Genomic DNA, 23,135 nt, shown 5'->3' with positions numbered 1-23,135 from the left:
CGGAAGAGCATCCAAGGCATTGTAATCGATCACAATCGCCGCAGGAGGCACTCATGGGACGTGGCATTTTGCTCTGGCTTCTCGGAGTCCCGATTCCGATTATTATTCTCATCATGCTTTTCGCACGTTAGGGGGCTGACATGCAGTCAACCCTAACGGCTGTCGACGTTTCCGCACCGACGGAATCCTCTTCTAGCGCTGTCAGCTGGGGGCCAATCGTGGCCGGCGCCTTTGCTGCCTCGACGCTAACATTGATCCTGATGCTGCTCGGCTCCGGGCTCGGGCTGACGATGGTTTCGCCGTGGTCCGGCTTGAGCACCTCAGTCACAACTTTCGCGGCCTCCACGGCTGCGTGGCTGATCATCGTGCAGTGGCTGTCGTCGGCCGTAGGCGGTTATCTTGCCGGGCGCCTACGCACCAAATGGGTCGGCGTCCACACCGATGAGGTCTTTTTCCGCGATACCGCACACGGCTTCCTCGCCTGGGCGCTTGCAACGTTGCTCGTCGCCGGCGTGCTCGGCTCGGCGCTCTCCGCAGCTGTCGGAACCGGCGTCCACGCCGCTTCGACAGTCGCGTCGGGCGCGGCAATGGGCGCTTCGGCAGGTGCTACTGCAAACGCCGGAGACGCCGCGACCGACAACGCAACGTCGTACTTCGTCGATGCGTTGTTCCGCCCGGCCGATGCGGCCAGGCTTGCTGCCGCCAACCCGGAGAGCGATGCGGCGGCGACGGCGCAGGCCTCGCGCATTTTGATCGCGAGCGCAGCAGCAGGCGAAGTGTCAGCCGACGACAAGACCTATCTGTCGCAGTTGGTAGCCGCCCGCACCGGGCTGTCGGAACCCGATGCCAGGGCCCGTGTCGATGCCGTGCTTGCCAGGGTCGAAGAGGCGAAGGTCCAGGCCCAGCAGGCTGCCGATACCGCCAGGAAAGCCGGTGCCACCTTCGCGCTGCTTGGCGCTCTGTCCCTGGTCGTCGGCGCTTTCATCGCAAGCGCCGCGGCAGCACTTGGGGGCAGGCAGCGCGACGACGAGGAGGCGGTCTTCCTGACCGACCGTTGATCGGTGCTTGAGAGGTTCTATCGACGCCGAGACTTTCCCCGGCATCGACCGGTTGTTTTGACGACGTCATGGCCATGAACTGCGCGCTGATTCGCCCAAACGAGCGTGCCCTATCTTCCGGCAGAAGTCGTCGGTGCCGGCTGGCTTGGCTCCAGTTTGCGGCCGAGATCGACGGCGTCACGAAAGCACGCCGATATGCGAGCGGCGGCGTGCCGGCGGCTGCTGTTGCCTCGACGCCGGTCGCCTTCAGCGACCAGTAGAGCCTGTGCGTGAAGATGCGGCCAAAACGAACTGCGCAGCGGAATGTTCTCCACGCCGCTGTTTCCGTAAAGAACTATGCGTGCGGGATCGACTGATGGCTGCTGCTTCAGAAACTCCAAAGCAGCTACAATCGCTTGCTGAGTAGTCAGGCCGCTGAAATCGGCGGGACCGTGCGATGCACGAAACCAGGCTGCGAGACTGCAGCCGCCGTTCAGGTTGGGCTGAGCGTCCCCCGATACGCCACGATCAGGCCGATCAACGGCATCGAAATTTCCACATCGAAGCAGAATTGCCCGTCCCGTTCCGTTTCGAAGCTCGAGCCTTTGGGAAGGAGGAAGCCGGGCATTGGAATACCCAGCAGCGACCATCGTCTCGGAACCAGGGTCAGACGATCGCCGTCCACCACCAGAGCCAACGCGAAGGACGCGATCCCAAACCGTTCCACCAGAAGATGCTGGTCCCTCCCAGTGCCGGCCGACTGAATCGAAGAAAAACACTTGCCGTCGAAACTACGGATCCAGTGTTCAGAGCGGTTCTCGGGCGAAAATGTCACCGTGACCGGCACCCGTGGCGCAGCTTTCGGGAAGCCGACAAGCGCCGCCACGAACGCGGCCGCCGGGCCGCGACCGCGTCGTACCTCGGCGAAGCCCGTCCATTGGCGGGTGGCGGTGCTGCCATGCAGATCCTGAAGGCGCGGAGCAAGTGAGGAGAAGGCGGATCCGAGAATCCCGCAGTACAGGGGCGCAACGATCTCGTGTCCCCGAAACCCGGTGAATATCTTCCGGCTTTGGAACAGCGCCTCATAGTCTGCAAGCTCAAGGGCGCGAACCCCGGACCGTGCTCCGGCCTCCGGACGAGTGCCCGCCAGCAATTTACGGATGATCGCTTCGATGGCCATCGATGGGATGTATGGTCCGTCATCCCCTTCGGCCAAAAGATGCCAGCTCCGTTCGGCGTCCTGCCCATCCGTGGTGCCGTACGCGCTGACGAACATACCGCCGCGATGCTCGCCAAAACGCATTCGGTTGAGCACCGCGTAGAAGAGACGCGAGAAAGGTTCCAGCGACGAGAGCCTGAACCTCGCGCGCGCCTTCGCCAGGAGGTTGAGTGTCCGGTGCAAGATTTCCGGGACTGGCCCGGCTCCCATCCAGATATCGGTCATTGAGGGATGCTCGGGCGGGATGACCTGCAAGTCCGGCACGTCCACCAGCGAGAAACGGATGTTCCGGAGCGGCAGCCGGCCCGGCACCGCGATGGTGAAGCGCATGCTTTCAGCCAGAGCGATGCCATGCGATTGCACCCCATGTCGTCGCAGCTTCACCGAAGCGCCGGCATAGCCCACCACCGCACGCATGACGTTGAGGCCGATTCCGGCATACGGCGAAGGGGCGATGCCGCCTTTCACAGAGACGATGTCCATCGTCTTCGCCATCTCGCGCAGGACGGCGGCGGTCAGCACAGGAAAGCTGCTGATGCCCGATAGAATGAATATGCCTGCGTCCTTTGCTTGCGCGTCGAACTGAGGCACGCCGAACACAAAGTCGGCGGCGTCGGCAAAGTCGAGATAGTCGATGCCAGCGTCGATGCAGGCCGAAGTCACACGATAGCGATTGGTCCCATAATGTTGGAACGGCCCGGACGCGTCGACGACCAGATTGGGCCGTTGCGCGCGCAGGCCGGCCACAATTTCTGCGCGATCAAGCGCAAGCGGCCGAACCCGGGCCCGCCCTCTGTAACGCGCGCAGAACGCCTCGGCGCGAGAGAAGTCGCGGCCGCAGATGATGAGTTCAATCTCCGGTATGTCGGATAGAAGCTCCACCAGGCGCCCGCCGAAAACGCCGTATCCGCCCAGGATCAGGATCCTCATGCGTGCTTTCAAACGTTTCCGCTTTTCAGCGACAGAACCGTCGCAATTTTCGGTTTGCGGTAGGGCAATTTTCGAAAGCCGCTTGACATTGATCGCACCAGCTTATCGAGGTTATTGAGAACTCTTTCGGTTTTTTGTGAGACTGCGCACCGGATATTTGCGGTATTGGCATGCTCCGGCGCGCCAATCCGCTTTATGCTTCGGGTCGTTCCAGTTTTCGGCCGAGATCGACGGCGTCACGCAGCACGCCGATATGCGAGCGCGGCGGGGTGCCGGCGGCTGCCGCGACCTCGACGCCGGTCGCCTCCAGCGACCAGTAGAGCCTGTGCGTGAAGATGCGGCCAAGCGAACTGCGCAGTTCGACCTGAATGTTCTCCACGCCGGGGCCGAAATTTTCGGCCATCGGTCCTGAGATCGGGTCGCCGGTCAGCCAGCCATTACCCCTGTCGAAGATGTTGGTCCAGCGCGTCGCGGCAAACACCGCACCATGATGCACCGCCCGCTGCGGCTTGCCCGAACGGCTGCGCCCTTCCTGATAGAGGACGGTTCCACCGGCCGCCGTCTCGGCGATCGGCGGGCATGCCGAGAACAGCCGCTCAGCTATGCTGCGCCTGAATTCGGCGAGATTGTAGGTCACCAGAAATTCGCTGTGGGTCAGCGGACTGCCGAGCGTGACGAAATCGCTGATCTTCCAAGGGGCGTCGCCGGCGCGGAGGTGGCGGTAGAGCTCCCATTGGGCGCGCCGGAATCCGGAAAAATCATCCAATTTGTCGGGCCACGCAGAACCATCTGACTTGAGCGTAGCCTTGTCGACGGCGCGGATCGCTTTCAGTCTCGCCTTGTCGCGGAGGGCTTCCAGCTTTCGTGGCCTGAAATCGGCCCACAATATTTGCAGCAGATCATAGGCGATGATTGACCCCAGGCTGTGCGAGACCAGCACGATGCGGTCGTAGCCGTCGTCCACCATGAGGCGCCTCAACAGTGTCAGGCCACGGTCGCGGACAAGCGCGCGCTTCTCGACCGTTGCCGCTTCAGCCCGCACATAGGCGGCCACATCACCGAAATAAGGAAGACCAAACCGGTCCACCGCCCAGACGACGAACGAGGCCAGGATCGTGGCGAGCATGCCCGTGATCCAGGAAATATACCCTTGCAAGGCCGACGTCGCGAGCACGAACGCCGCGACCAAGACTGTTATGACTGCCAGAAGCGTAACGACATAGAGCCCGCGGGCGTCGCGCGGAATGTCGGCGGGCTTGCGCCAGAGCAGATTTGTCACCCAGGCCGCAAGCCGGCCCCGCGTCGTGCCTTGCGTGATGTCGGCCCAGTAAAGCTCGTAGAAATCAGTGCGGCGGCCATCGACATCATAAGGGGTGGTGATCCGGCGAAGTTCGTGCGAGTTCGTCCGGCTGTCAGGCGTGATCCAGCTCTGGTTGATCTTGTCGCCGCCTGGGTTGGCCGGATCCGCGACATGGGCATAAAACGGCGCGCGGGCGGAATCATGGCTCCAAACAGCCTGAACAAATTCCCTCAGCGTGCCCATCGGTCGCTGTTCGCCCATGCCATGCACGATGACCACGGCCTGGCTGAGCTTGCGCGGCGCCTTTCCGGGGGCCGGCAGGTTGGCCTTCGCGGGCGAGCCGGACTTGGTCGGCGAAGCGACAGGCTGGGGGCCAGACACCGGTGCCTCCGTTGGTGACAAATCCGTCCATCGGAACAGAACTTGCCCATCGTAGTGCTGAATCCGAAGCAAGTGCAAAAAGCGTCGCAGATATCTGTCGCAAATCGCCGACTTTTTGCGGGAGGGTTTTGCGACAGGAATTTGTTGAAGAGTTCAACGCTGGCGATTTTGTCGCGAAACTTAGGACTGTGACATCCGGCGCCGTTTGTCGCGCCGCCATGAAGCATCGGCAAGCCGCCGTTGCCGACAGCCGCCTGATCCGCTACTCCGTCCTCCCGGGCAGCACGTCGTTCAATCCCGCAAGTCAGGCATAGCGCCTGCTTCACAGCCAGTACGAAAGAGAACACATATGCCTCATAACCCCACCTCCGCCAGCCACGCGGCTTCAAGCGCGCCGCGCATCCGCGACTGGTCGCTGTCCTGGCAGATCGGGGCGGTCGGCCTGGGAACCCTATTTCTGGCATTGGCGTCTTACATCGAAGTGCCTATGGTTCCGGTGCCCGTGACCATGCAGACCTTTGCGGTCACCCTGATCGGCGCGGTCTATGGCTGGAGACTCGGCGCGGCCATGATCGTTGCATGGTTGGTCGAAGGCGCGATCGGGTTGCCGGTTCTATCTGGGGGCGCTGCCGGTGCGCATCACTTTGTCGGCCCGACCGCCGGATACCTCTTTGCTTTCCCCGTGGTCGGCGCGCTCACGGGATGGCTGGCGGAGCGCGGCTGGAACGGCAACCGCCCCTGGCTGGCGTTCGTCTCCATGCTCCTGGGCAACGCGCTTTGCCTCGTGCTGGGCGCAGCATGGCTTTCCATCGCCATTGGCATCGAACAGGCAATTGTCCACGGCGTCACGCCGTTCCTGATCGGCGGGGCGCTCAAGTCGGCATTGGCCGCGGTGACGCTCAAGCTCATGACCCGCGCGCAAAAATGACCGTCTGGCTGCGGCCGCACCATCTCCTTTGCCTGCTGACTTACGCAGGCAAGGGTTACAGCGCTGCGTTCGTCGCCAATTTCGACGCGATCGCGGCTCGGCTCTCCGCAGGCGAACACATCCTGATCGTCTCCGGGCCTGACGATATTTGCGCGCCCCTGCTCGGTGAGGCGGAGCCGCACTGCCTTCGCGACAGCGTGACGGAGCGCGACCGTCAGGCGGCGGCCAGTGTTGGTACGCTTCTGGGGTACTCGATTGCCGAGGACATGGAACTTCAGCTCCATCCCTCGCTTCTGCGAACTATGCGCGATGCGTTCTCTTCGGGCCGCACCCGGGGTGCTTGCGGCGGGTGCGAGTGGTTTGACCTTTGCAGTTCAATCGCCGCTTCAGACTATGGAACGGTGGCACTCCGGTGAAAGGCAACGCTCGCAGTGCGACGATTGTCGGGGTCGCCAACCCGGATCAGTGATCCATGGCCTTGACGATCTCTTCGGTCATCTTCTTGGCGTCGCCGAGCAGCATCATGGTGCCGTCCTTGTAGAACAGCGTGTTGTCAATGCCGGCATAGCCGGAGCCGAGCGAGCGCTTGACGAACAGACAGGTGCGAGCCTTGTCGACATCGAGGATCGGCATGCCGTAGATCGGCGACGACTTGTCGTCGCGGGCGGACGGGTTGGTGACGTCGTTGGCGCCGATGACATAGGCGACGTCGGCCTGCGCGAATTCGGAGTTGATGTCCTCGAGCTCAAACACTTCGTCGTAAGGCACGTTGGCTTCGGCCAGGAGCACGTTCATGTGGCCGGGCATGCGGCCGGCGACCGGATGAATGGCGTATTTCACGTCGACGCCATTGGCCTTGAGCTTGTCGGCCATCTCGCGCAGCGCGTGCTGCGCCTGGGCGACCGCCATGCCGTAACCAGGCACGATGACGACCTTCTGCGCGTTCATCATCAGATAGGCGGCATCGTCGGCCGAACCCTGCTTGACCGTGCGCTCGATGCCGTCGTCGGCAGTGGCGGACGTCTCGCCGCCGAAGCCGCCGAGGATGACCGAGATGAACGACCGGTTCATGCCCTTGCACATGATGTAGGACAGGATCGCTCCGGACGAGCCGACCAGCGCGCCGGTGATGATCAGAGCCAGATTGCCGAGCGTGAAGCCGAGTGCCGCAGCCGCCCAGCCCGAATAGGAATTCAGCATCGAGACGACCACCGGCATGTCGGCGCCGCCGATCGGGATGATGAGAAGAACGCCAAGGACAAGCGATGCCGCCACGATCAGCCAGAACACCAGCTTGGACTCGGTGGTGACGAGCAGCACGATCAGCACGATCAGTCCGATGCCGAGGGCGGCGTTGATGAAATGGCGGCCGCCGATCATGATCGGCTTGCCCGACATGCGGCCGTCGAGCTTGAGGAAAGCGATGACCGAGCCGGTGAAGGTGATGGCGCCGATGGCGACGCCGAGGCTCATCTCGATCAGCGCCTGGGCGTGGATGTCGGCGACCGTGCCGATGTCAAAACTTTCCGGCGCATAGACGGCGGCAGCCGCCACCATGACGGCGGCAAGGCCAACCAGCGAATGGAAGGCGGCGACCAGCTGCGGCATCGAGGTCATGGCGATGCGCCGTGCGGTGACCGCGCCGACCGAGCCGCCGATCAAAAGGCCGAGCACGATGAGGCCGAAGCCTCCCGCCGAAGGGGTCGCCAGCGCCAGCGTGGTGGCAATGGCGATGCCCATGCCGATCATGCCGTACATGTTGCCCTGGCGGCTCGTGGTCGGGTGCGACAGGCCGCGCAACGCCAGGATGAACAGGATGCCGGAGACCAGATAGAGGAAGGAGGCGAAGTTGGCGTTCATGGCGCTCTACTTGTCCTTCTTCTTGTACATCGCCAGCATGCGCTGGGTGACGAGAAAGCCGCCGAAGATGTTGACCGAGACCAGCATCAGCGCGACGAAACCGAAGCCGGTGGCGATGCCGGACGCCGAGATGCCGACGGCAAGCAGCGCGCCGACGACGATGACCGAGGAAATGGCGTTGGTGACGGCCATCAGCGGCGTGTGCAGCGCCGGCGTCACCGACCAGACGACGTAATAGCCGACAAAGATCGCCAGCACGAAAATGGCGAAGCGGAAGACGAACGGATCGATTGCCCCGCCGGACAGCGCGTGCGCGGCGTCGCCCGCCGCATCGGTGCCGCCTGGAGCTGTGGCCAGATCCTGCACAGCGAGCCGGACGGCGGCGGTAGCCTGGTCGAGCTGGTCGAGGGCTTTCTGCAAGGTCTGGTCCATCACGCGATCCCTTTCGACTTATTAGCGGGCGATTTGGGTGCGGCAGCTTTCCTGGATGCGGCAGCTTTCTTTGGCAGGGCTGGATTTTTTGCAGCGGCGGGCTTCGCAGGCTCGGCCGAGGCGATCATCACCGCCGGCTTGCCGGCGAAGGCCGGATGCACGACCTGGCCGCCATCGGTCAGCATCGTCGCCTTGGCCAATTCGTCGTCGCGGTTGATGGCAAGCGTCTTGGTGGTCTTGTCGACCAGCGTCTCGAGGAACGCAAACAGGTTCCTGGCATAGAGCAGCGAGGCGGAGGCAGCGACGCGGCCCGGCACGTTGATATGGCCGACGATTTTCACGCCGTTGACCGTGGTCACCACCTGCCCGGGCACGGCGCCCTCGACATTGCCGCCGCGCTCGACCGCCAGGTCGACGATCACCGAGCCCGGCTTCATCGAGGCGACCATCGCGGCCGAAACGAGCTTCGGCGCCGGACGGCCGGGAATCAGCGCCGTGGTGATGACGATGTCCTGCTTGGCGATGTGCTCGGCAGTCAGCGCGGCTTGCTTGGCCTGGTATTCCCTAGACATTTCCTTGGCGTAGCCGCCAGCCGTCTCGGCCGCCTTGAACTCCTCATCCTCGACTGCCAGGAACTTTGCGCCGAGCGAGGCGACCTGTTCCTTGGCGGCGGGACGCACGTCGGTGGCGGTGACCACGGCACCGAGACGACGCGCAGTAGCGATCGCCTGCAGGCCGGCGACGCCGACGCCCATGACGAAAGCTTTCGCCGCCGGCACCGTGCCCGCCGCCGTCATCATCATCGGCAGCGCCCGGTCATATTCGGCAGCCGCGTCGATCACCGCCTGATAGCCGGCGAGGTTGGCCTGGCTGGACAGGACATCCATCGATTGGGCGCGCGTGATGCGCGGCATGAACTCCATCGAGAAGGCCGTGACGCCGGCCCTTGCCAGAGCATCGACCGCAGCATCGTTGCCATAGGGATCGATGATGGCGATGACGGCACTGCCCGGGCGATAGGCCTTCAGCTCCGCCTCATCAGGCCGGCGCACCTTCAGCACCACATCAGCCTTGGCGACATCGCCGGCCTTACCGATCGCAGCGCCGGCCTTGGCGAACTCCTCGTCGGGAATGCGCGATGCCGTGCCGGCGCCGCTTTCGACGATGACGTCAAACCCCAGCCCCGCCAGCCGCTTCACCGTGTCGGGCGAGGCAGCAACGCGCGGCTCGTTCGCATCGAGCTCACGAGGGATGAAAACCGTCTGTCCCACCGCATGATCCTTTCGGCTGGAACCTGTCTGCGCAGGACGCCGACCGAACTTCCGGCGATGTCGCGGGCAAGGGGGTTTTGAAGAATTTACCGGAGAATGAAAGCGCCGACGGCGAGGATCAGAACGAACAGGACAAAGCCCGAGAAGAAGCCGCCCGCAAAGAAGCCGAAAGCCATTGCCAGAAGCACGGCGGCGCAAAACAGCGACCCGTATTTGGCGAGCATGATAAAGCCGGCATAGGTGCGGTCGTGCTCGGCATAGTCCATCTTCGCGCCTAGTTCGACAGGACCGGTCGGCGAGTGATCAGCCATAGGAATACCCCTTCGAAGACATCTTTCAGGCACATAGCGAAAAGCCAGGCCGAGGGCAATGGCGCTATTGCCGCATCGCTGGAGACAACAGCCTCAAAAGAAAATTGGAGACGCCAGATGCAGGATGTCGTTTCGGAGGCGCTCGCGGCTGCCGCCCTCGCGCTTGCTTTCCGGCTAACGCGCCGCGCCTGCCGACATTTTCAGCCGGCGAGTTGCGGAAACAGCCCAAGCAGGCCGACGACGATCAGGTAGAGCGCGACGATGTAGTTGAGGAGTCGCGGCATCACCAGGATCAGCACGCCAGCAATCAGCGAGATCAACGGAGTGAGTGCGAGCGTGGGAATGGTCATGTCGGGTTCCTTTCGGTAGAATTTCCGCCGAAGCGATGCAGATTGACGTCGTCCGCGCACCACCGGCGCGCCTCCCAGAACGCCGAAGCGGCCTGAAAGCTCCAGCCGCGCTCTAAATTTGCCAATTGTCAGGCGGCTTCGCGGTAGTATTTGGCGGTCGGCAGAATGGTCAGCGGCGCGAGTTCACCGGCACTGGGTGTCTCAAACAGCATGCGCTGCTCCATCGGCGTCGACCGAAAGAATGGGAAACGCTGGAGTACCCGCTCCAAATTGATCTCGTAGTTCGCGTCATAGAGCACCACGGGAACCGTGAATGGAGGATAGTCTCTCGGTTGCCCCACTTGCACGGCACCGAAAGTCCGCTGGTAGAAAGCCGTGTGTTCCTTGCGGATCACGCCGAGACAGGCCGTCACCTGGAAGTGGACGCTGGCAATTAGTGCTAGCCGCAACGTAACGTAAGGCAGGGCACGATGCATCGATATGAAGTCCGGGTCGGCTGCCAGGAGCGTCGGATTGACGAAGGATTCGCCGCGAAGCAGCCGCGGATGAAGCAGATCGCCAAATCTGGTCATTGCTGGCGCGTAAGGTTCGCTCGGTGTCAGATGATGAATACGGAGCGTACACACAAGGGAATTGTCGACGAAGACACCAAAGCGATAACAGTTCGGCGTGTCGTCGAGCGCATCCATCATCATCTGGTCGCTGGATTCAGGCAGAAAGCCGTTCAGCCGGTAAGCCTTGTAGCGAAGCCGGTAAATCGCCTCCATGTCTTCACCGCTTTCGCAGCGCCTGTATTCCACGCGCTCAAGAAGGGTCGAAACATTGCGCGAGAAGGAAGACATCCCGCTGAGGTCGGTCGGTCGGTCATCCACATGAACAACCCCATCGGATACCGCCACAATACAATTCCCTTCTGCCATCTTCCCTGAAAACCTATCGTGTGCGGTCGTGGCATAAAAGATGGAAATCCAATCGAAGTCGTTTACCTAATATTAACCTTAACTTGCCGCCGCGGCACGTCTGGTCAAGTTGGTCGAAAATGAAGCGCGGAAATCAGCTAAGCGCACGTTTGCCCGCCGGCTTTTTATCGATGGCGAATGGCCAGACCGTGGTAGCCATCGTTCCGATGCCGGACGCTGTCAGCGCTGAACCAAACAAAAAGCCCTGGACCATATCCGGTTTGATAGAGTGCGTCAGAATGTTGAGCTGCTCGTATGTCTCAACGCCCTCGATAGTCACGTTGAGACCGAGAACTCTGATGAGTTCGACCACGCCCTTCAACAGCGCGAGCGAACTCGGGTTGTGGGTGACGTCCATCAGGAACGAGCGGTCAATTTTGACCTTGTCGAGCGGCAGCTTGTGGAGATAGCTCAAGCTCGAATAGCCCGTGCCGAAGTCGTCTAGCGCAATGCGCACGCCAAGCCGTTTCAACTCCTCGATATACTGACGCGTCAGCGATTTGTCGTCGAGAAGCGCGGTCTCGGTGACCTCGATTTCCAAGCGGCCAGCGGCGAGGCCGGAGTTGGCGAGCGCATCACGGACTTTCTGGACGATGCCACTGCTGCGGAAATCCTTGGCCGAAAGGTTGACCGAGACGCTGGTCGGGTCGGGCCATTTGACGCATTCGGCACATGCCGCCTGCAGGACAAATGTGCTGATCTCGGAAATGATGCCCATTTCTTCGGCCAGCGGAATGAAGATGCTAGGCGAGATCGGTCCGAGATCGGGGTGATCCCAACGACACAGCGCCTCGCAACTGGCGATCCGCATCGTGCTCATCGCGACGATCGGCTGATAAACCACCCGCAGCGCCTTGCTTTCCACCGCGGTGCGCAGATCCGCCTTCATCAGCTGACGATCGCGAAATGCCGCATCCATCGAGGCCTGGAACAACCGCCAAGTGTTCTTGCCGAGTTCCTTGGCCTTGTAGAGCGCGAGGTCCGCCTTGACGATCATGGCGTCGACATCGGTGTCCCTGACCCGCGAAAGCACCGCGCCACCGCTGGCCTGGATGCGCAGCCCATGGCCGGCGACGTCGACCTCGCCCTGCAGTTCATCGAAAATCCCGTCGATTTGGCTGGTCAGGTGGCTCTCATCCTCAACGCGATCGAAAAAGATCATGAACTCGTCGCCGCCGAAACGGCTGACGGTGACGCCTGGTCCTGCGATCGCTGCCAGCCGCTCCGCGACGGCGTAGATCAATCCGTCGCCGACCGGGTGGCCAAGCGTGTCGTTGACGTTCTTGAAGTCGTCGAGGTCGAGCACGGCGAGCCCGCAGAGACGCTCGAGATCGCCGGATGCCATCGCCTCTCCGATCAACTCCTGGAAATAGGCGCGGTTGGGCAGGCCGGTGAGGCTGTCGTAGCGCGCCATGAAGCGGATCTTGCTTTCTGCCTCGACGCGGGCCGTCACATCCTCGAAGGTGATGACGCCCAGTTCCTGGCTGCCCTCACGCGCCGAGAACTCATAGTGCTGCCCATTCGCGAGCGAGACGAGAACCTTGCGGTCGCGGCCCTCGCGCAGGGCGCGCGTGAGCTGGGCCTCGATGTAGCGGCAGTCCTTCGGCGCCAGCATGCCGCCGGCAACGCCGCGCATCAGCAGGCCGTGGATCGATCGCCCGAGCAGCGCGTCGGGCGACTTGAGCGACATCAGATGCGCGGCTTCGGCATTGGCCACCACCACCCGGCCATCAGGGCCGAGCATGACAAGCCCGTGCGACATGGTGTTCAGCGCCCGATTGAAGCGCTGGGCGAGGCGGTTCGCCTTCTTCTCTTCGCTGATTGCTGTAAACAGCACCTTTCGCACAAGATGCGCCATCTTGTTGATGGTGAACATGAAGGGGATGACGAAGAGGCCCAAAATGACATTGTACACGTCGCCCTTCAGCATCAGGCCGACCGCAATCGGCGCGACCACGGACACGGACAGGATGGCGACCATCTTTCGGGAGCCGAAATTGCGGCCGGCGATGGTGATGGTGCTTGCCAACACCAGCGACACCGCTGCAATCTCGCCAAACAGGTCCGGAACCACGTAGAGGCATACGAACGCGAAAAGTCCGACCGCGGACCCATGAATCGTCCCGGCAACAATGTAGTAGCGTTCCCAGGCAAGCGCGGATTCGTAGGTGACGATGGTGTCGGGACTGACCCTCCGGATCGCAAGATAACGGCCGATACTGGCGGCAACCATCAGGATGGCGAGCGCGAGATAGATTGCCGCAGACGTTTTCCAATACACGAGCAGGGCCATAGCGCCTTGCGTGAAGGCGCCAACGAGCAAGATGCCCGCGTCGCGAAACAGCGAGCGAACGAAGCCAACGTATACGTCCTCGGATATGTCGTCGGGTCGATCTATGTTCATGACCTTGCGGTGTCGCGCGAACCGCAGTCATGTCATAACCGCATTAAGAAAGGTTTAGAGGGGCCATCTCGGGGCCCGCGTCAAGCCTGTTGAGTTTCTTCAGATAAGGCATTCACTCGGCGGCCTGGAGTTCCGGCCGAGCCGCTGTCTTCGCCAGGCGATCGAGCAGCCTCAGGCGCTCGCCAGCGGCCTTTTCGGCGCTGGCCCGCCTGACGTGACCATAGCCGCGAATGAGTGCCGGCACCGAGGCAAGCGCTGCCGCGGCCTCGACCTTGCCTGGCGCCAGCGCGCCGGCGACAAGCTCCAGGTCGGCCTCGTACTGCGCAAGAAGCTGCCGTTCCATACGCCTTTCGAAGCTGTAGCCGAACACATCAAAGACCGTGCCGCGCAAGCCTTTCATCGCTGCCAGCAGGCGGAACCCCTTCATCATCCAGGGACCGAAGCTCGACTTCCTCGGCTTGCCGTCCTTGCCGCGCCTGGCCCCGATCGGCGGGGCGAGATGGAATTCGAGTTTGTCGTAGCTCTGGAACTGCTTGCCCAGTTCAGCGGCAAAGGAGCCATCGGTGTAGAGCCTTGCCACCTCGTATTCGTCCTTGATCGCCATCAGCTTGAACAGGTTCCTCGCGGCGGCCTCGGTCACATCAGTCGAACCGGGCGCCACGCTGGCTTCGGCCTTGCGCAGCGTAGCCACTCTGTCGGCATAGCGCTTGCCATAAGCGGCGTTCTGATAGGCGGTGAGGAAGGCGACGCGGCGGGCGATGACGTCATCGAGCGTTTCGGCGACAGCGGTGTTCTGTGCAGCCGTGCCCGGCTGGACGACGAGGGCACGCACGAAATCCGGCTGGTGGGAGGCGCGGCGGCCCCAGCGGAAGGCTGAGACGTTCATCGCCACCGACTGGCCGTTGAGCTCGATCGCCTTTTCGACTGCCTCGGCAGACAGCGGCAAGCCGCCGTGCTGAAAGGCGAAGCCGAGCATGAACATGTTGGCGCCGAGCGAGCTGCCGAACAGCGCGGTGGCGGTGCGGGTGGCATCAAAAAAATGCGCCTTGTCGTCGCCGGCGGCAGTGCGGATCGCCTTTTTCAGCCGCTCAACCGGCAGCGAGAAATCGGCCGACCGGGTAAACTCGCCGGGCATGATCTCCGCGGTGTTGGCGAGGAAGATCGTGTGGCCTTCGCGCACCGCGGCGAGCACCTTTTGGGCGCCCGACACGACGAGGTCGCAGCCAAGCACAAGGTCTGCCTTGCCGGCCGAAACGCGGATGGCATGGATATCGCCTGGGCTGCGCGCGATGCGGACATGGGTGAACACAGAGCCGCCCTTCTGGGCAAGGCCGGCCATGTCGATCATGCCGCAGCCTTTGTCTTCGAGATGAGCCGCCATGCCAAGCACCGCGCCGATGGTGACGACGCCGGTGCCGCCGACGCCGTCGATGATCGCCGCCCAGCCTTGGTCACCGAGCGGGAATTCCGCGGGCGTGGGAACGCCGTCGAGCGGATCGGTGGTGCCGGCCATACCCTCGGCCTTCCTGGTCTTGGCGCCATGCACGGTGACGAAGGACGGACAGAAGCCGTTGATGCAGGAGAAATCCTTGTTGCAGCTCGACTGATCGATCTTGCGCTTGCGGCCGAATTCGGTCTCGACCGGCTGGATCGACACACAATTCGACTGCACCCCACAATCGCCGCAGCCTTCGCAGACCAGTTCGTTGATGAAGACGCGCTTGTCGGGATCGGGGAAGGTGCCGCGCTTGCGGCGGCGGCGCTTTTCGGCGGCGCAGGTCTGGTCGTAGATCAGCACGGATGTGCCTCTGACCGCGCGCAATTCGCGCTGCACGAAGTCGAGGTCGTCGCGGTGATGGATGGTGGCGCCGGCGGGGAATTCGACCTTGCCGGTATATTTGGCTGGTTCGTCGGTGACGATGGCGATCCGCCCGACGCCCTCGGCCCGCACCTGCCTGGCAATCATGTCCACGGTCAGGCCGCCCTCGTGCGGCTGGCCGCCGGTCATCGCGACGGCGTCGTTGTAGAGGATCTTGTAGGTGATGTTGGCGTCGGTCGACAGCGCGAAGCGGATCGCCAGCGCGCCGGAGTGGTTGTAGGTGCCGTCGCCGAGATTCTGGAAGATGTGGTCGCGCTTCGAGAACGGCGCCTGGCCGACCCATTGCGCGCCCTCACCGCCCATGGCGGTGAAACCTACGGTGTCGCGATCCATCCACAGCGCCATGAAATGGCAGCCGATGCCAGCGGCGGCGAGCGAGCCGTCGGGCACCTTGGTCGAGGAATTGTGCGGGCAGCCGGAGCAGAAGAAGGGCGTGCGCGAGGCGATGTCTGTTGTCTCGGCGAGCATCGCCTGGAACTGGCGAATTCTCGCCACCCGCGCGGCGATCTCGTCCGACGGACCGATCGTCCGCAAGATTCTCTCGCCGAGCGCGATGGCGATGTCGTTGGGATCGAGCGCGCCCTTGGCAGGGAACAGCCCGTCGCCGCGCTCGTCCTTCTTGCCGACGATGATCGGCAGCATGGCCGTGCCGTAAAGGTTCTCGCGCAGTTGCACCTCGATCAGCGAGCGTTTCTCCTCGACGACGACGATGGTGTCGAGTCCGCGAGCGAAGTCGGCGATGTGCTGCAGGTCGAGCGGCCACGGGCAGCCAACCTTGAACAGTCTGATGCCGATGCGGTTGGCGGCGGCCTCATCGACACCGATGTCTTCCAGCGCCTGGCGTACGTCGAGATAGCTCTTACCGACGGTGACGATGCCAAGCTTCGGGCCACTGCCGCCGGAATAGACAATCCGGTTCAGCCTGTTGGCGTGGATAAAGGCTGAAGCAGCGGCGCGCTTGTATTCATGCAGTCGCTCCTCCTGGCCGAGCATGTCGATCTCGTTGCGGATGTTGAGGCCGCCGGGCGGCATCTCGAAGTCCGGGACGACGATATCAAGCCGTTCGAGCGCGGCCTCGACCGAAGCCGTCGATTCGATGTTGTCCTTGACGCATTTGATCGCCGCCCAGGTGCCGGCGAAGCGCGACATGGCAATGCCATAGAGCCCATAGTCGATGATCTCCTGGACCCCGGCCGGATTGAGGATCGGCACCATGGTGTCGACAAACAGGAACTCGGTCGCGTGCGCGTTGGTCGAGGATTCGGCCATGTGGTCGTCGCCCATCAGGGCGAGCACGCCGCCATGTCTTGACGAGCCGGCGAGATTGGCATGGCGGAAGACGTCGCCGGAGCGGTCGACGCCCGGTCCCTTGCCGTACCAGACCGAAAAGACGCCGTCATGCGTGCCCTCACCCAGCAATTCGGCCTGCTGCGATCCCCAGCAGGCGGTGGCTGCGAGTTCCTCGTTGAGGCCGGGCTGGAAGACGATGTCCGACTGGGCGAGCTGCTTCCTGGCCTTCCAAAGCTGCATGTCAAGGCCGCCGAGCGGCGAGCCGCGATAGCCGGAGACGAAGCCGGCGGTGTTCAGGCCAGCCCGGCGGTCGCGCTCGCGCTGCATCAAAAGCATGCGAATGACCGCCTGCGCGCCGGAAAGGAAGATGCGCTCCTTTCGCAGGTCGAACTTGTCGTCGAGCGCGACATCATGCAGCGTCATCAGGCATTTCCTCTGCGGAGGCCGCAGTTCGAGCGCAGCCAACGTCGGAGTTGGAGGCTGCAGTGTTTCTCCCCTTGCCGGGCAGGTCAAACAAAATCGAAGATGCCAGGCGAAGCGCAACAAACGATCCGTTCCACGCCCGATGCTGTAAGAAACGCGCGCCAATTGGTCCGTCAGCGCCAAGAAAATTCCGGCCGCGACCGATACCGGCGATGTTGCGTCAGCCGGCCTTCGAGCAGTCGGGCTTGGGAGCGCCCGGCAGCTTGCCGTCCGGATGGCCGGCAAGCTCTGGATTGGGCGTATAGAGCTGATCGATGACCAGCGGCCGGTCGGGCAGGACCGATTGGTCCTGCGTCGACATCAGCGTGGTGTCGATCTTCTGGAGGATTGCACCGTTGGCATCCTTGATGCTGATCGAGATCGCATAGGGCTTGTCCTTGACGATGCAGGAAAGCGCCGGGCTCTCCAGCGACACCTTGCCGAGCTTCGGCCAGATTTTCTGTTCGACGATCAGTGGCTCGCCGCCTGCTGGGTTCTGGAAGCTGGCGACCGCAACCTGTCCTTCCTCCATAGGCTGCAGCGGCCTCAGCGTGACGACAAAGGTTGCCCTTGCGAGGCGATAATTGAAGACGACCAGCCTGCCGGAAATCTCGAACAATCTGCCTTCGCCGTCCTTGCCGGTATCGCGGCAGGCGCCGAGCGTTGCCGCGGCCACGAGCATGGCGCCGACAACGATCAGGCGCAAGATTTTCCTAGACATTGGCGGTCCCTCTGGCTGCCGTTCGGCGGCGATAGTGGCGACTTGCCTTCTGGCGGTTGCCGCACACCGCCATGTCGCACCAACGACGGCTGGAATTGCGGCTTCGGTCGAGAAACAACCAGCTGCAATTGGGGCAGATCCTCAGCCTTGCGACGGTGTCAGCCTGCAGCAGCGACAGTGCGGAAACCGCCAGTGCCGCCTCGAAGGCGATGGGCGTCGCCGGCTCGCCGAACGGCCGTCCCGGCGCACCGATCTCGGTGCGGCCGTCCGCGAGACCGTCGGCGCAGGCCTTCAGGAAGCCCGGTAGATCGCCTGTAGTGACCGCGCCCTTCGACACCGCACGACGAAACAGCCGGTCGGTCGTCTCGCGGATCGCCAGCACGACCGGCGCGATCTTGTCCGGGAACGGCGCTTCGAGCCGCCTGCCGCCAAGCTCGGCGGCGCGAAAGACGCTCGCCGCGTCGGCGAAACGGGCGATCTCCGCCGGATCTTTGAATCGGTCGAAGGTTTTCCGGGGATCGCCGCGCAGCACGACGGTATTCGCCGTGTCGAGCGCAAGAAGGCCGCCAGTGAAGCGGTGCGGGGTCCAGGAAACCGTCATGGGCGCCATTTCTAACCGATAAGCTGCGTTTGACAAGTTAGATTGCCGATGCAAATCTGCTCCGCACGGACGCGGTTCTCCGCGATCCAAGGACATTGGCATGCTCTATTTCTTCCAGCAGGTGCTGAACGGGCTGCATTCCGGCGCGCTCTATGCCCTGCTCGCCTTCGGCTATGTGCTGATCAACGGCATCCTGCACCGGACGAACCTCGCCTATGGGGCGCTGTTCGCCTTTTGCGGACAGACGATGATCCTCACCGCGGCCTTCGGCTATCAGGCCCTGTGGCTGACCCTGTTCGCGGCCGTCGCGCTCGGTATTGTCGCGGCGTTCCTGTATGCGGGGCTGATCAGCCATGTCCTGTCGCGCAGCATCTTCGAACCGCTGGCCGACCGCACGCCCAATGCGATCGTGGTGACGACGCTGGGCATATTGATGCTGCTGTCGGAGGCAAGCCGCATCGCCGCTGACACGCATGATCTGTGGCTGCCGCCAATGCTGGCCCAGCCCATCATTTTTGCGAACGGGGCCAACTTCAATGCCACCCTGACGCTTATCCAATTGCTCGACTGCGGGATCGTCGTGGCAACCATTGTGCTCGCCTCCTGGGCGTTCGCCCGCTCGAGTTTCGGCCGGCGCTGGCGCGCCGTGTCCGACGACCCCAAAGCCGCCGCCATGTGCGGCGTCGACGTGCGCGCGGTGTTTCGGCACGCGGTGCTCGCCGGCGGCCTTTGCGCGGCGCTGGCCGGTGTCCTCGCCGGCCTCTACTATGGCAACATCAGCTTCGGCTCCGGCCTGGTCTACGGGCTGAAAATCCTGTTCGTGACGGCGGTGGGCGGCTATCTCTCGCCGTTGCGGGCAGCACTTGGCGCTGCCGCTTTCGGCATGGCCGAATCGCTGTGGGCCGGCTATTTCCCGGTCGAGTGGCGCGACGCCTGGATGTATCTGTTCCTCGTCGCCATGCTGGTGCTGATCGGCGCCGGGCGAGACCAAAGCAAGATCGTCTGACTGCGCCAACCTGGGTAGCGTTTGCTGCAGACATCACTTTGATTTTTGCGCATGACCCCTTCCGCGGCTGTTTCGCCCCTTCCCCATCCCACAAGATTGTTTTACTCGGTCTGCCCTGTGTTGACCCGTCGGGCCACGCACGGCATACCGTTGGGCCACATCAAAGCGGCGGAAAACAAGCGGGAATCGGCGCGCCGCTAATTCTTTGAGTCACGCACCGTGCTTTCCGAAAATCGAGACCGATTTTCGGGCCGATGCGTAAAGGGAGGAATGTATGGCAGGGCTTCTCACTCTATCCAGAACCATTGACCGTGTGAACGAGTTCATCGGCAAATGGGTGTCGTGGCTGATCCTGCTGGCAGTGCTGGTCAGTGCCGCCAATGCGGTCATCCGAAAGACGTTCGACATGTCGTCGAACGCCTGGCTGGAACTGCAGTGGTATTTGTTCGGCGCCGCCTTCATGCTGGCCGCCGCCTACACGCTCAAGCAGAACGACCATATCCGCATCGACGTCGTCTACGGCATGTTCTCGCGCCGCGTGCAGCACTGGATCGACCTCTTCGGTCACCTCTTTTTCCTGATGCCGTTCGTCACGCTGATGGTGATCTATTTCGTTCCCTATGTGTCGCTGTCGTTTCGCAGCGGCGAAATGTCGAACAATTCGGGCGGGCTGATCATCTGGCCGGCGAAGGCGATCCTGCTGGCCGGCTTTTTCCTGCTCGCGCTGCAGGGCGTCTCGGAGATCATCAAGAAGATCGCCATCATGCGCGGCGACATGGACGATCCCACCCCGTTCATATCGGTGCATGAGCAGGCCGAACTCGAAGCCAAGGCGCTTGCCGAAGAGGTGCGCTCGTGATCGAGTTCATCGCCCAGAACATGGCGCCGATCATGTTCGCCTCGCTGGTCATCTTCCTGCTGATCGGCTACCCGGTCGCCTTCTCACTCGCCGCCAACGGCCTGCTGTTCTTCTTCATCGGTGTTGTGCTGTCACCCTATTCGGGCGGATCGATCAATCTCGCTTGGCCGCTGCTGCACGCGCTGCCGGACAATTTCTACGGCAGTCGGGTAATGTCGAACGACACGCTGCTGGCCATCCCGTTCTTCACCTTCATGGGCATCGTGCTCGAACGATCGGGTATGGCCGAGGACCTGCTCGATACGATCGGCCAATTGTTCGGGCCGATCCGCGGCGGCCTCGCCTATGCCGTGATCTTCGTCGGCGCGCTGCTTGCCGCAACCACGGGCGTGGTGGCTGCCTCCGTCATCGCCATGGGCCTGATCTCGCTGCCGATCATGCTGCGCTACGGCTATGACCGCCGTGTGGCATCCGGCGTCATCGCCGCGTCGGGCACGCTCGCCCAGATCATTCCGCCGTCGCTGGTGCTGATCGTTCTGGCCGACCAGCTCGGCCGCTCGGTCGGCGACATGTATGCGGGTGCGCTGATCCCGGGGATGGTTCTGACCGGCCTTTATACGATGTATATCGTGATCATGTCGATCATTCGGCCGAACTCGATGCCGGCGCTGCCACTTGAGGCCCGCACCCTCGGCCACGGTGTCCTGTCGCTGCTGGTCGCGGTGCTGGCGGCAATCGTGGTTTCCTACGCGGCCTATCGCTATCTGGCGCCCTCGCAGGGCCAAAACGCCGACATCCTCGGCGCCACCATCGGCGTGATCTCCATCTATGTCGTGGCAATCGCCGACCAGCGCCTGAAGATCAACATGATGTCGCGGCTGGCTCAGCAGGTGATCATAGTGCTGATCCCGCCACTGGCGCTGATCTTCCTGGTGTTGGGCACCATCTTCCTCGGCATCGCCACGCCGACCGAAGGCGGCGCCATGGGCGCTGTCGGCGCGCTGATCATGGCAGCGATGAAGGGGCGGCTGTCGCTGGACGTGATCAAGCAGGCGCTGGCGTCGACGACGCGGCTATCCTCCTTCGTGCTGTTCATCCTGATCGGCGCGCGAGTGTTCTCGCTCACTTTCTACGGTGTCAACGGCCATATCTGGGTCGAACACCTCCTGACATCGCTGCCGGGCGGCGAGATCGGTTTCCTGATCGGCGTCAACATCCTCGTCTTCCTGCTCGCCTTCTTCCTCGATTTCTTCGAGCTCGCCTTCATCATCGTGCCGCTTTTGGCGCCGGCCGCCGACAAGCTCGGAATCGACCTGATCTGGTTCGGCGTGCTGCTCGGCGTCAACATGCAGACCAGCTTCATGCACCCGCCATTCGGCTTCGCGCTGTTCTACCTGCGTTCGGTCGCCGCCCGGGTGCCCTATCTCGATCGCCTCACCGGCAAAAAGATCGCGCCGGTAACCACCGGCCAGATCTATTGGGGGGCGGTGCCCTTCGTTTGCATCCAGGTGATCATGATCGGCTTGACCATCGCCTTCCCGCAAATGGTGATGCACTACAAGGGCACGGCAGCGGACCCGGGCACGATCGACTACCAGGTGCCGGAAACGCCGAGCCTGTCGCCGCTCGGCGTTCCGCCTGCGGATGGCGGCACGGCGCCGACTGCGCCTGCACCGGATCTGTCGCAGCCGCCGAATTTCGGTGAAACGCCGGCTGCCAAGCCGGCAGCGCCAGCGCCCAATCTGTCCCAACCACCGAGTTTCAATTGACGCCGGAGGCTCTACAGACATGAAAGCGGTGCGGCTGGAGGGCGTCGGCAGCATCGCCCTTCGGGAGGTCGACAAGCCCGTGGCCGGGCCGGACGATCTCCTGGTACGGATCGAGGCCTGCGGCGTCTGCGGCACCGACCGGCATCTTTTCCATGGCGAATTTCCCTGTACGCCGCCGGTGACGCTCGGACATGAATTCTCCGGGATCGTCGAGGCGATTGGAACCGCCGTGTCCGGCTTTTCGGTCGGCGATCGCGTCACCGGCGATCCCAACATCGCCTGCGGGCACTGTCCGCACTGCCACGCCGGTCGCATCAATCTGTGCCATAATCTGGTTGCCATCGGCATCCGCCGCGACGGCGGCTTCGCCGAATATGTCGTGCTGCCTCAGAAGCAGGCCTTCCTCCTCCCGAAAGACCTGAGGCCGACGCATGGCGCGTTCTGCGAGCCGCTTGGCTGCTGCCTGCATGGCGTGGACCTGGCGCAGATCAGACCCGGCTCCTCGGTCGCCGTGCTTGGCGGCGGCGTGATCGGCCTGCTCACCGTGCAACTGGCGAGGCTTGCCGGCGCGACGACAATCATCCTGTCGACGCGCCAGGCCTCGCGGCGTGCCCTTGCAGAAGAATTGGGCGCAACAGCGACGGTCGATCCAACCGCTTGCGACATCATCGACACGGTCGTCGGTCCGTCGGGCCTCCTGCCGGGTGGTGTCGATGTGGTGTTCGAATGTGCCGGCGTAAGGGACACGGTCGAGCAATCGATGCGGCTCGCCAGGGCCGGTGGCACGGTTGTCGTCGTCGGCGTGATGCCTCAAGGCATGAAGGCCGAATTCGAGCCTTTCGACCTGTTGTTCCGGGAATTGAGGGTGCTGGGGTCGTTCCTCAATCCGTTTACGCATCGCCGGGCTGCCAATCTCATCGCCTCGGGTGCGATCGAGATCGACAAGCTCATCTCCCGGCAGGTGACGCTTGAGGATGCGGCTGCGGTGATCGCCAATCCGCCTGCGCCAGGCGAGGTCAAGGTGCTGGTGGTACCGGGCTGATCAGCAAATAGAATCGCTTCGGGGGGGGCCCCCCGCCCGCCGCCGGCTGGGCGGCCAACAGTTGTGTTTTTTTGTGGGGCGTGGGGGGGGAGCGGGAGGTGTTGTGAGGGTTTGTTGGTGGACG

At 62.9% G+C, this 23,135-nt stretch carries 19 protein-coding genes and 1 pseudogene; 7 read left to right on the top strand and 13 right to left on the bottom strand.

Translation table 11 applies throughout. The features are described 5' to 3' along the window. Window positions 1–140 precede the first annotated feature (140 nt). Window positions 141–1,058, top strand: coding sequence for a hypothetical protein (locus AC0L2C_RS09335; RefSeq protein WP_473521356.1), 918 nt, complete (start codon window positions 141–143; stop codon window positions 1,056–1,058). 317 nt (window positions 1,059–1,375) lie between these two features. On the opposite strand, the pseudogene AC0L2C_RS09330 reads toward AC0L2C_RS09335, so the two are convergent. From AC0L2C_RS09330 to AC0L2C_RS09320, 3 genes and pseudogenes are all read right to left on the bottom strand, one after another. Then, window positions 1,376–1,530 (bottom strand): annotated as a pseudogene (locus AC0L2C_RS09330) (S9 family peptidase); the annotation flags it as partial. Then, a complete protein-coding gene (locus tag AC0L2C_RS09325) occupies window positions 1,531–3,186 on the bottom strand; it encodes a DUF4166 domain-containing protein (RefSeq protein ID WP_473523239.1) in 1,656 nt (551 codons plus the stop codon). A gap of 193 nt (window positions 3,187–3,379) precedes the next feature. Continuing rightward, window positions 3,380–4,867, bottom strand: coding sequence for a hypothetical protein (locus AC0L2C_RS09320; RefSeq protein WP_473523238.1), 1,488 nt, complete (start codon window positions 4,865–4,867; stop codon window positions 3,380–3,382). A gap of 349 nt (window positions 4,868–5,216) precedes the next feature. Here AC0L2C_RS09320 and AC0L2C_RS09315 point away from each other — a divergent pair, with 349 nt between their 5' ends. Together AC0L2C_RS09315 and AC0L2C_RS09310 are read left to right on the top strand one after the other, a co-directional pair. Continuing rightward, on the top strand, window positions 5,217–5,795 hold the full coding sequence (locus AC0L2C_RS09315; RefSeq protein ID WP_473523237.1) for a biotin transporter BioY: 579 nt from the start codon (window positions 5,217–5,219) through the stop codon (window positions 5,793–5,795). Beyond that, a complete protein-coding gene (locus AC0L2C_RS09310) occupies window positions 5,792–6,211 on the top strand; it encodes a DUF1284 domain-containing protein (protein ID WP_473523236.1) in 420 nt (139 codons plus the stop codon). The genes AC0L2C_RS09315 and AC0L2C_RS09310 overlap by 4 nt, the downstream gene beginning before the upstream one ends. 46 nt (window positions 6,212–6,257) lie before the next feature. Here AC0L2C_RS09310 and AC0L2C_RS09305 read toward each other — a convergent pair whose 3' ends face one another. The 10 genes from AC0L2C_RS09305 to AC0L2C_RS09260 all read right to left on the bottom strand — a co-directional run bounded on the left by AC0L2C_RS09305 (window position 6,258) and on the right by AC0L2C_RS09260 (window position 18,335). Then, a complete protein-coding gene (locus AC0L2C_RS09305; RefSeq protein WP_023796795.1) occupies window positions 6,258–7,655 on the bottom strand; it encodes an NAD(P)(+) transhydrogenase (Re/Si-specific) subunit beta in 1,398 nt (465 codons plus the stop codon). Between the two features lie 6 nt (window positions 7,656–7,661). Beyond that, window positions 7,662–8,087: an NAD(P) transhydrogenase subunit alpha part 2 gene (locus tag AC0L2C_RS09300; RefSeq protein WP_029347614.1), complete on the bottom strand. Its 426-nt coding sequence runs from the start codon at window positions 8,085–8,087 to the stop codon at window positions 7,662–7,664. Beyond that, window positions 8,087–9,358, bottom strand: coding sequence for a Re/Si-specific NAD(P)(+) transhydrogenase subunit alpha (locus AC0L2C_RS09295; protein ID WP_473476389.1), 1,272 nt, complete (start codon window positions 9,356–9,358; stop codon window positions 8,087–8,089). The genes AC0L2C_RS09300 and AC0L2C_RS09295 overlap by 1 nt, the downstream gene beginning before the upstream one ends. Window positions 9,359–9,444: 86 nt before the next feature. Then, entirely contained in the window at window positions 9,445–9,669 is a 225-nt protein-coding gene (locus AC0L2C_RS09290) for an aa3-type cytochrome c oxidase subunit IV (RefSeq protein WP_023796798.1), read from the bottom strand. A 200-nt stretch (window positions 9,670–9,869) separates the two neighbouring features. After that, window positions 9,870–10,019 (bottom strand): DUF3096 domain-containing protein, encoded by a 150-nt coding sequence (locus AC0L2C_RS09285; protein ID WP_023796799.1) that lies wholly within the window; start codon window positions 10,017–10,019, stop codon window positions 9,870–9,872. Between the two features lie 128 nt (window positions 10,020–10,147). Further along, window positions 10,148–10,918 (bottom strand): N-acyl amino acid synthase FeeM domain-containing protein, encoded by a 771-nt coding sequence (locus tag AC0L2C_RS09280; protein ID WP_473507795.1) that lies wholly within the window; start codon window positions 10,916–10,918, stop codon window positions 10,148–10,150. A 154-nt stretch (window positions 10,919–11,072) separates the two neighbouring features. Next, window positions 11,073–13,382, bottom strand: coding sequence for a putative bifunctional diguanylate cyclase/phosphodiesterase (locus AC0L2C_RS09275; protein ID WP_473523235.1), 2,310 nt, complete (start codon window positions 13,380–13,382; stop codon window positions 11,073–11,075). 112 nt (window positions 13,383–13,494) lie between these two features. Beyond that, the gene (locus AC0L2C_RS09270; protein WP_473523234.1) at window positions 13,495–16,974 is read right to left on the bottom strand and encodes an indolepyruvate ferredoxin oxidoreductase family protein; all 3,480 of its coding nucleotides are present in this window, start codon (window positions 16,972–16,974) and stop codon (window positions 13,495–13,497) included. Window positions 16,975–17,194: 220 nt separating this feature from the next. Then, entirely contained in the window at window positions 17,195–17,734 is a 540-nt protein-coding gene (locus AC0L2C_RS09265) for a hypothetical protein (RefSeq protein ID WP_091592717.1), read from the bottom strand. Further along, a complete protein-coding gene (locus AC0L2C_RS09260; RefSeq protein WP_473476398.1) occupies window positions 17,727–18,335 on the bottom strand; it encodes a CGNR zinc finger domain-containing protein in 609 nt (202 codons plus the stop codon). Before AC0L2C_RS09260 ends, AC0L2C_RS09265 begins: the two co-directional genes overlap by 8 nt. Before the next feature lie 100 nt (window positions 18,336–18,435). Here AC0L2C_RS09260 and AC0L2C_RS09255 point away from each other — a divergent pair, with 100 nt between their 5' ends. The 4 genes from AC0L2C_RS09255 to AC0L2C_RS09240 all read left to right on the top strand — a co-directional run bounded on the left by AC0L2C_RS09255 (window position 18,436) and on the right by AC0L2C_RS09240 (window position 23,011). Then, on the top strand, window positions 18,436–19,341 hold the full coding sequence (locus AC0L2C_RS09255) for a branched-chain amino acid ABC transporter permease (RefSeq protein WP_473523233.1): 906 nt from the start codon (window positions 18,436–18,438) through the stop codon (window positions 19,339–19,341). A gap of 274 nt (window positions 19,342–19,615) precedes the next feature. After that, a complete protein-coding gene (locus tag AC0L2C_RS09250; protein ID WP_023796806.1) occupies window positions 19,616–20,200 on the top strand; it encodes a TRAP transporter small permease subunit in 585 nt (194 codons plus the stop codon). Continuing rightward, complete coding sequence (locus AC0L2C_RS09245; protein ID WP_287226730.1) at window positions 20,197–21,969, top strand: TRAP transporter large permease; 1,773 nt, start codon at window positions 20,197–20,199, stop codon at window positions 21,967–21,969. Before AC0L2C_RS09250 ends, AC0L2C_RS09245 begins: the two co-directional genes overlap by 4 nt. 19 nt (window positions 21,970–21,988) lie before the next feature. Then, the gene (locus AC0L2C_RS09240) at window positions 21,989–23,011 is read left to right on the top strand and encodes a zinc-dependent alcohol dehydrogenase family protein (protein WP_473523232.1); all 1,023 of its coding nucleotides are present in this window, start codon (window positions 21,989–21,991) and stop codon (window positions 23,009–23,011) included. Window positions 23,012–23,135: the final 124 nt, after the last annotated feature.

It is taken from the genome of Mesorhizobium sp. WSM4845, from assembly GCF_055811455.1.
The sequence above is the reverse complement of the archived record's forward strand: the minus strand, read 5'-3'. Positions and strand labels throughout refer to the sequence as shown.

Coding starts and splice junctions, on each gene's coding strand:
- AC0L2C_RS09335 (WP_473521356.1), top strand. CDS start 141: ATGCAGTCAACCCTAACGGCTGTCGACGTTTCCGCACCGACGGAATCC.
- AC0L2C_RS09325 (WP_473523239.1), bottom strand. CDS start 3,186: ATGAGGATCCTGATCCTGGGCGGATACGGCGTTTTCGGCGGGCGCCTG.
- AC0L2C_RS09315 (WP_473523237.1), top strand. CDS start 5,217: ATGCCTCATAACCCCACCTCCGCCAGCCACGCGGCTTCAAGCGCGCCG.
- AC0L2C_RS09310 (WP_473523236.1), top strand. CDS start 5,792: ATGACCGTCTGGCTGCGGCCGCACCATCTCCTTTGCCTGCTGACTTAC.
- AC0L2C_RS09305 (WP_023796795.1), bottom strand. CDS start 7,655: ATGAACGCCAACTTCGCCTCCTTCCTCTATCTGGTCTCCGGCATCCTG.
- AC0L2C_RS09300 (WP_029347614.1), bottom strand. CDS start 8,087: ATGGACCAGACCTTGCAGAAAGCCCTCGACCAGCTCGACCAGGCTACC.
- AC0L2C_RS09290 (WP_023796798.1), bottom strand. CDS start 9,669: ATGGCTGATCACTCGCCGACCGGTCCTGTCGAACTAGGCGCGAAGATG.
- AC0L2C_RS09285 (WP_023796799.1), bottom strand. CDS start 10,019: ATGACCATTCCCACGCTCGCACTCACTCCGTTGATCTCGCTGATTGCT.
- AC0L2C_RS09275 (WP_473523235.1), bottom strand. CDS start 13,382: ATGAACATAGATCGACCCGACGACATATCCGAGGACGTATACGTTGGC.
- AC0L2C_RS09270 (WP_473523234.1), bottom strand. CDS start 16,974: ATGACGCTGCATGATGTCGCGCTCGACGACAAGTTCGACCTGCGAAAG.
- AC0L2C_RS09265 (WP_091592717.1), bottom strand. CDS start 17,734: ATGTCTAGGAAAATCTTGCGCCTGATCGTTGTCGGCGCCATGCTCGTG.
- AC0L2C_RS09260 (WP_473476398.1), bottom strand. CDS start 18,335: ATGACGGTTTCCTGGACCCCGCACCGCTTCACTGGCGGCCTTCTTGCG.
- AC0L2C_RS09255 (WP_473523233.1), top strand. CDS start 18,436: ATGCTCTATTTCTTCCAGCAGGTGCTGAACGGGCTGCATTCCGGCGCG.
- AC0L2C_RS09250 (WP_023796806.1), top strand. CDS start 19,616: ATGGCAGGGCTTCTCACTCTATCCAGAACCATTGACCGTGTGAACGAG.
- AC0L2C_RS09240 (WP_473523232.1), top strand. CDS start 21,989: ATGAAAGCGGTGCGGCTGGAGGGCGTCGGCAGCATCGCCCTTCGGGAG.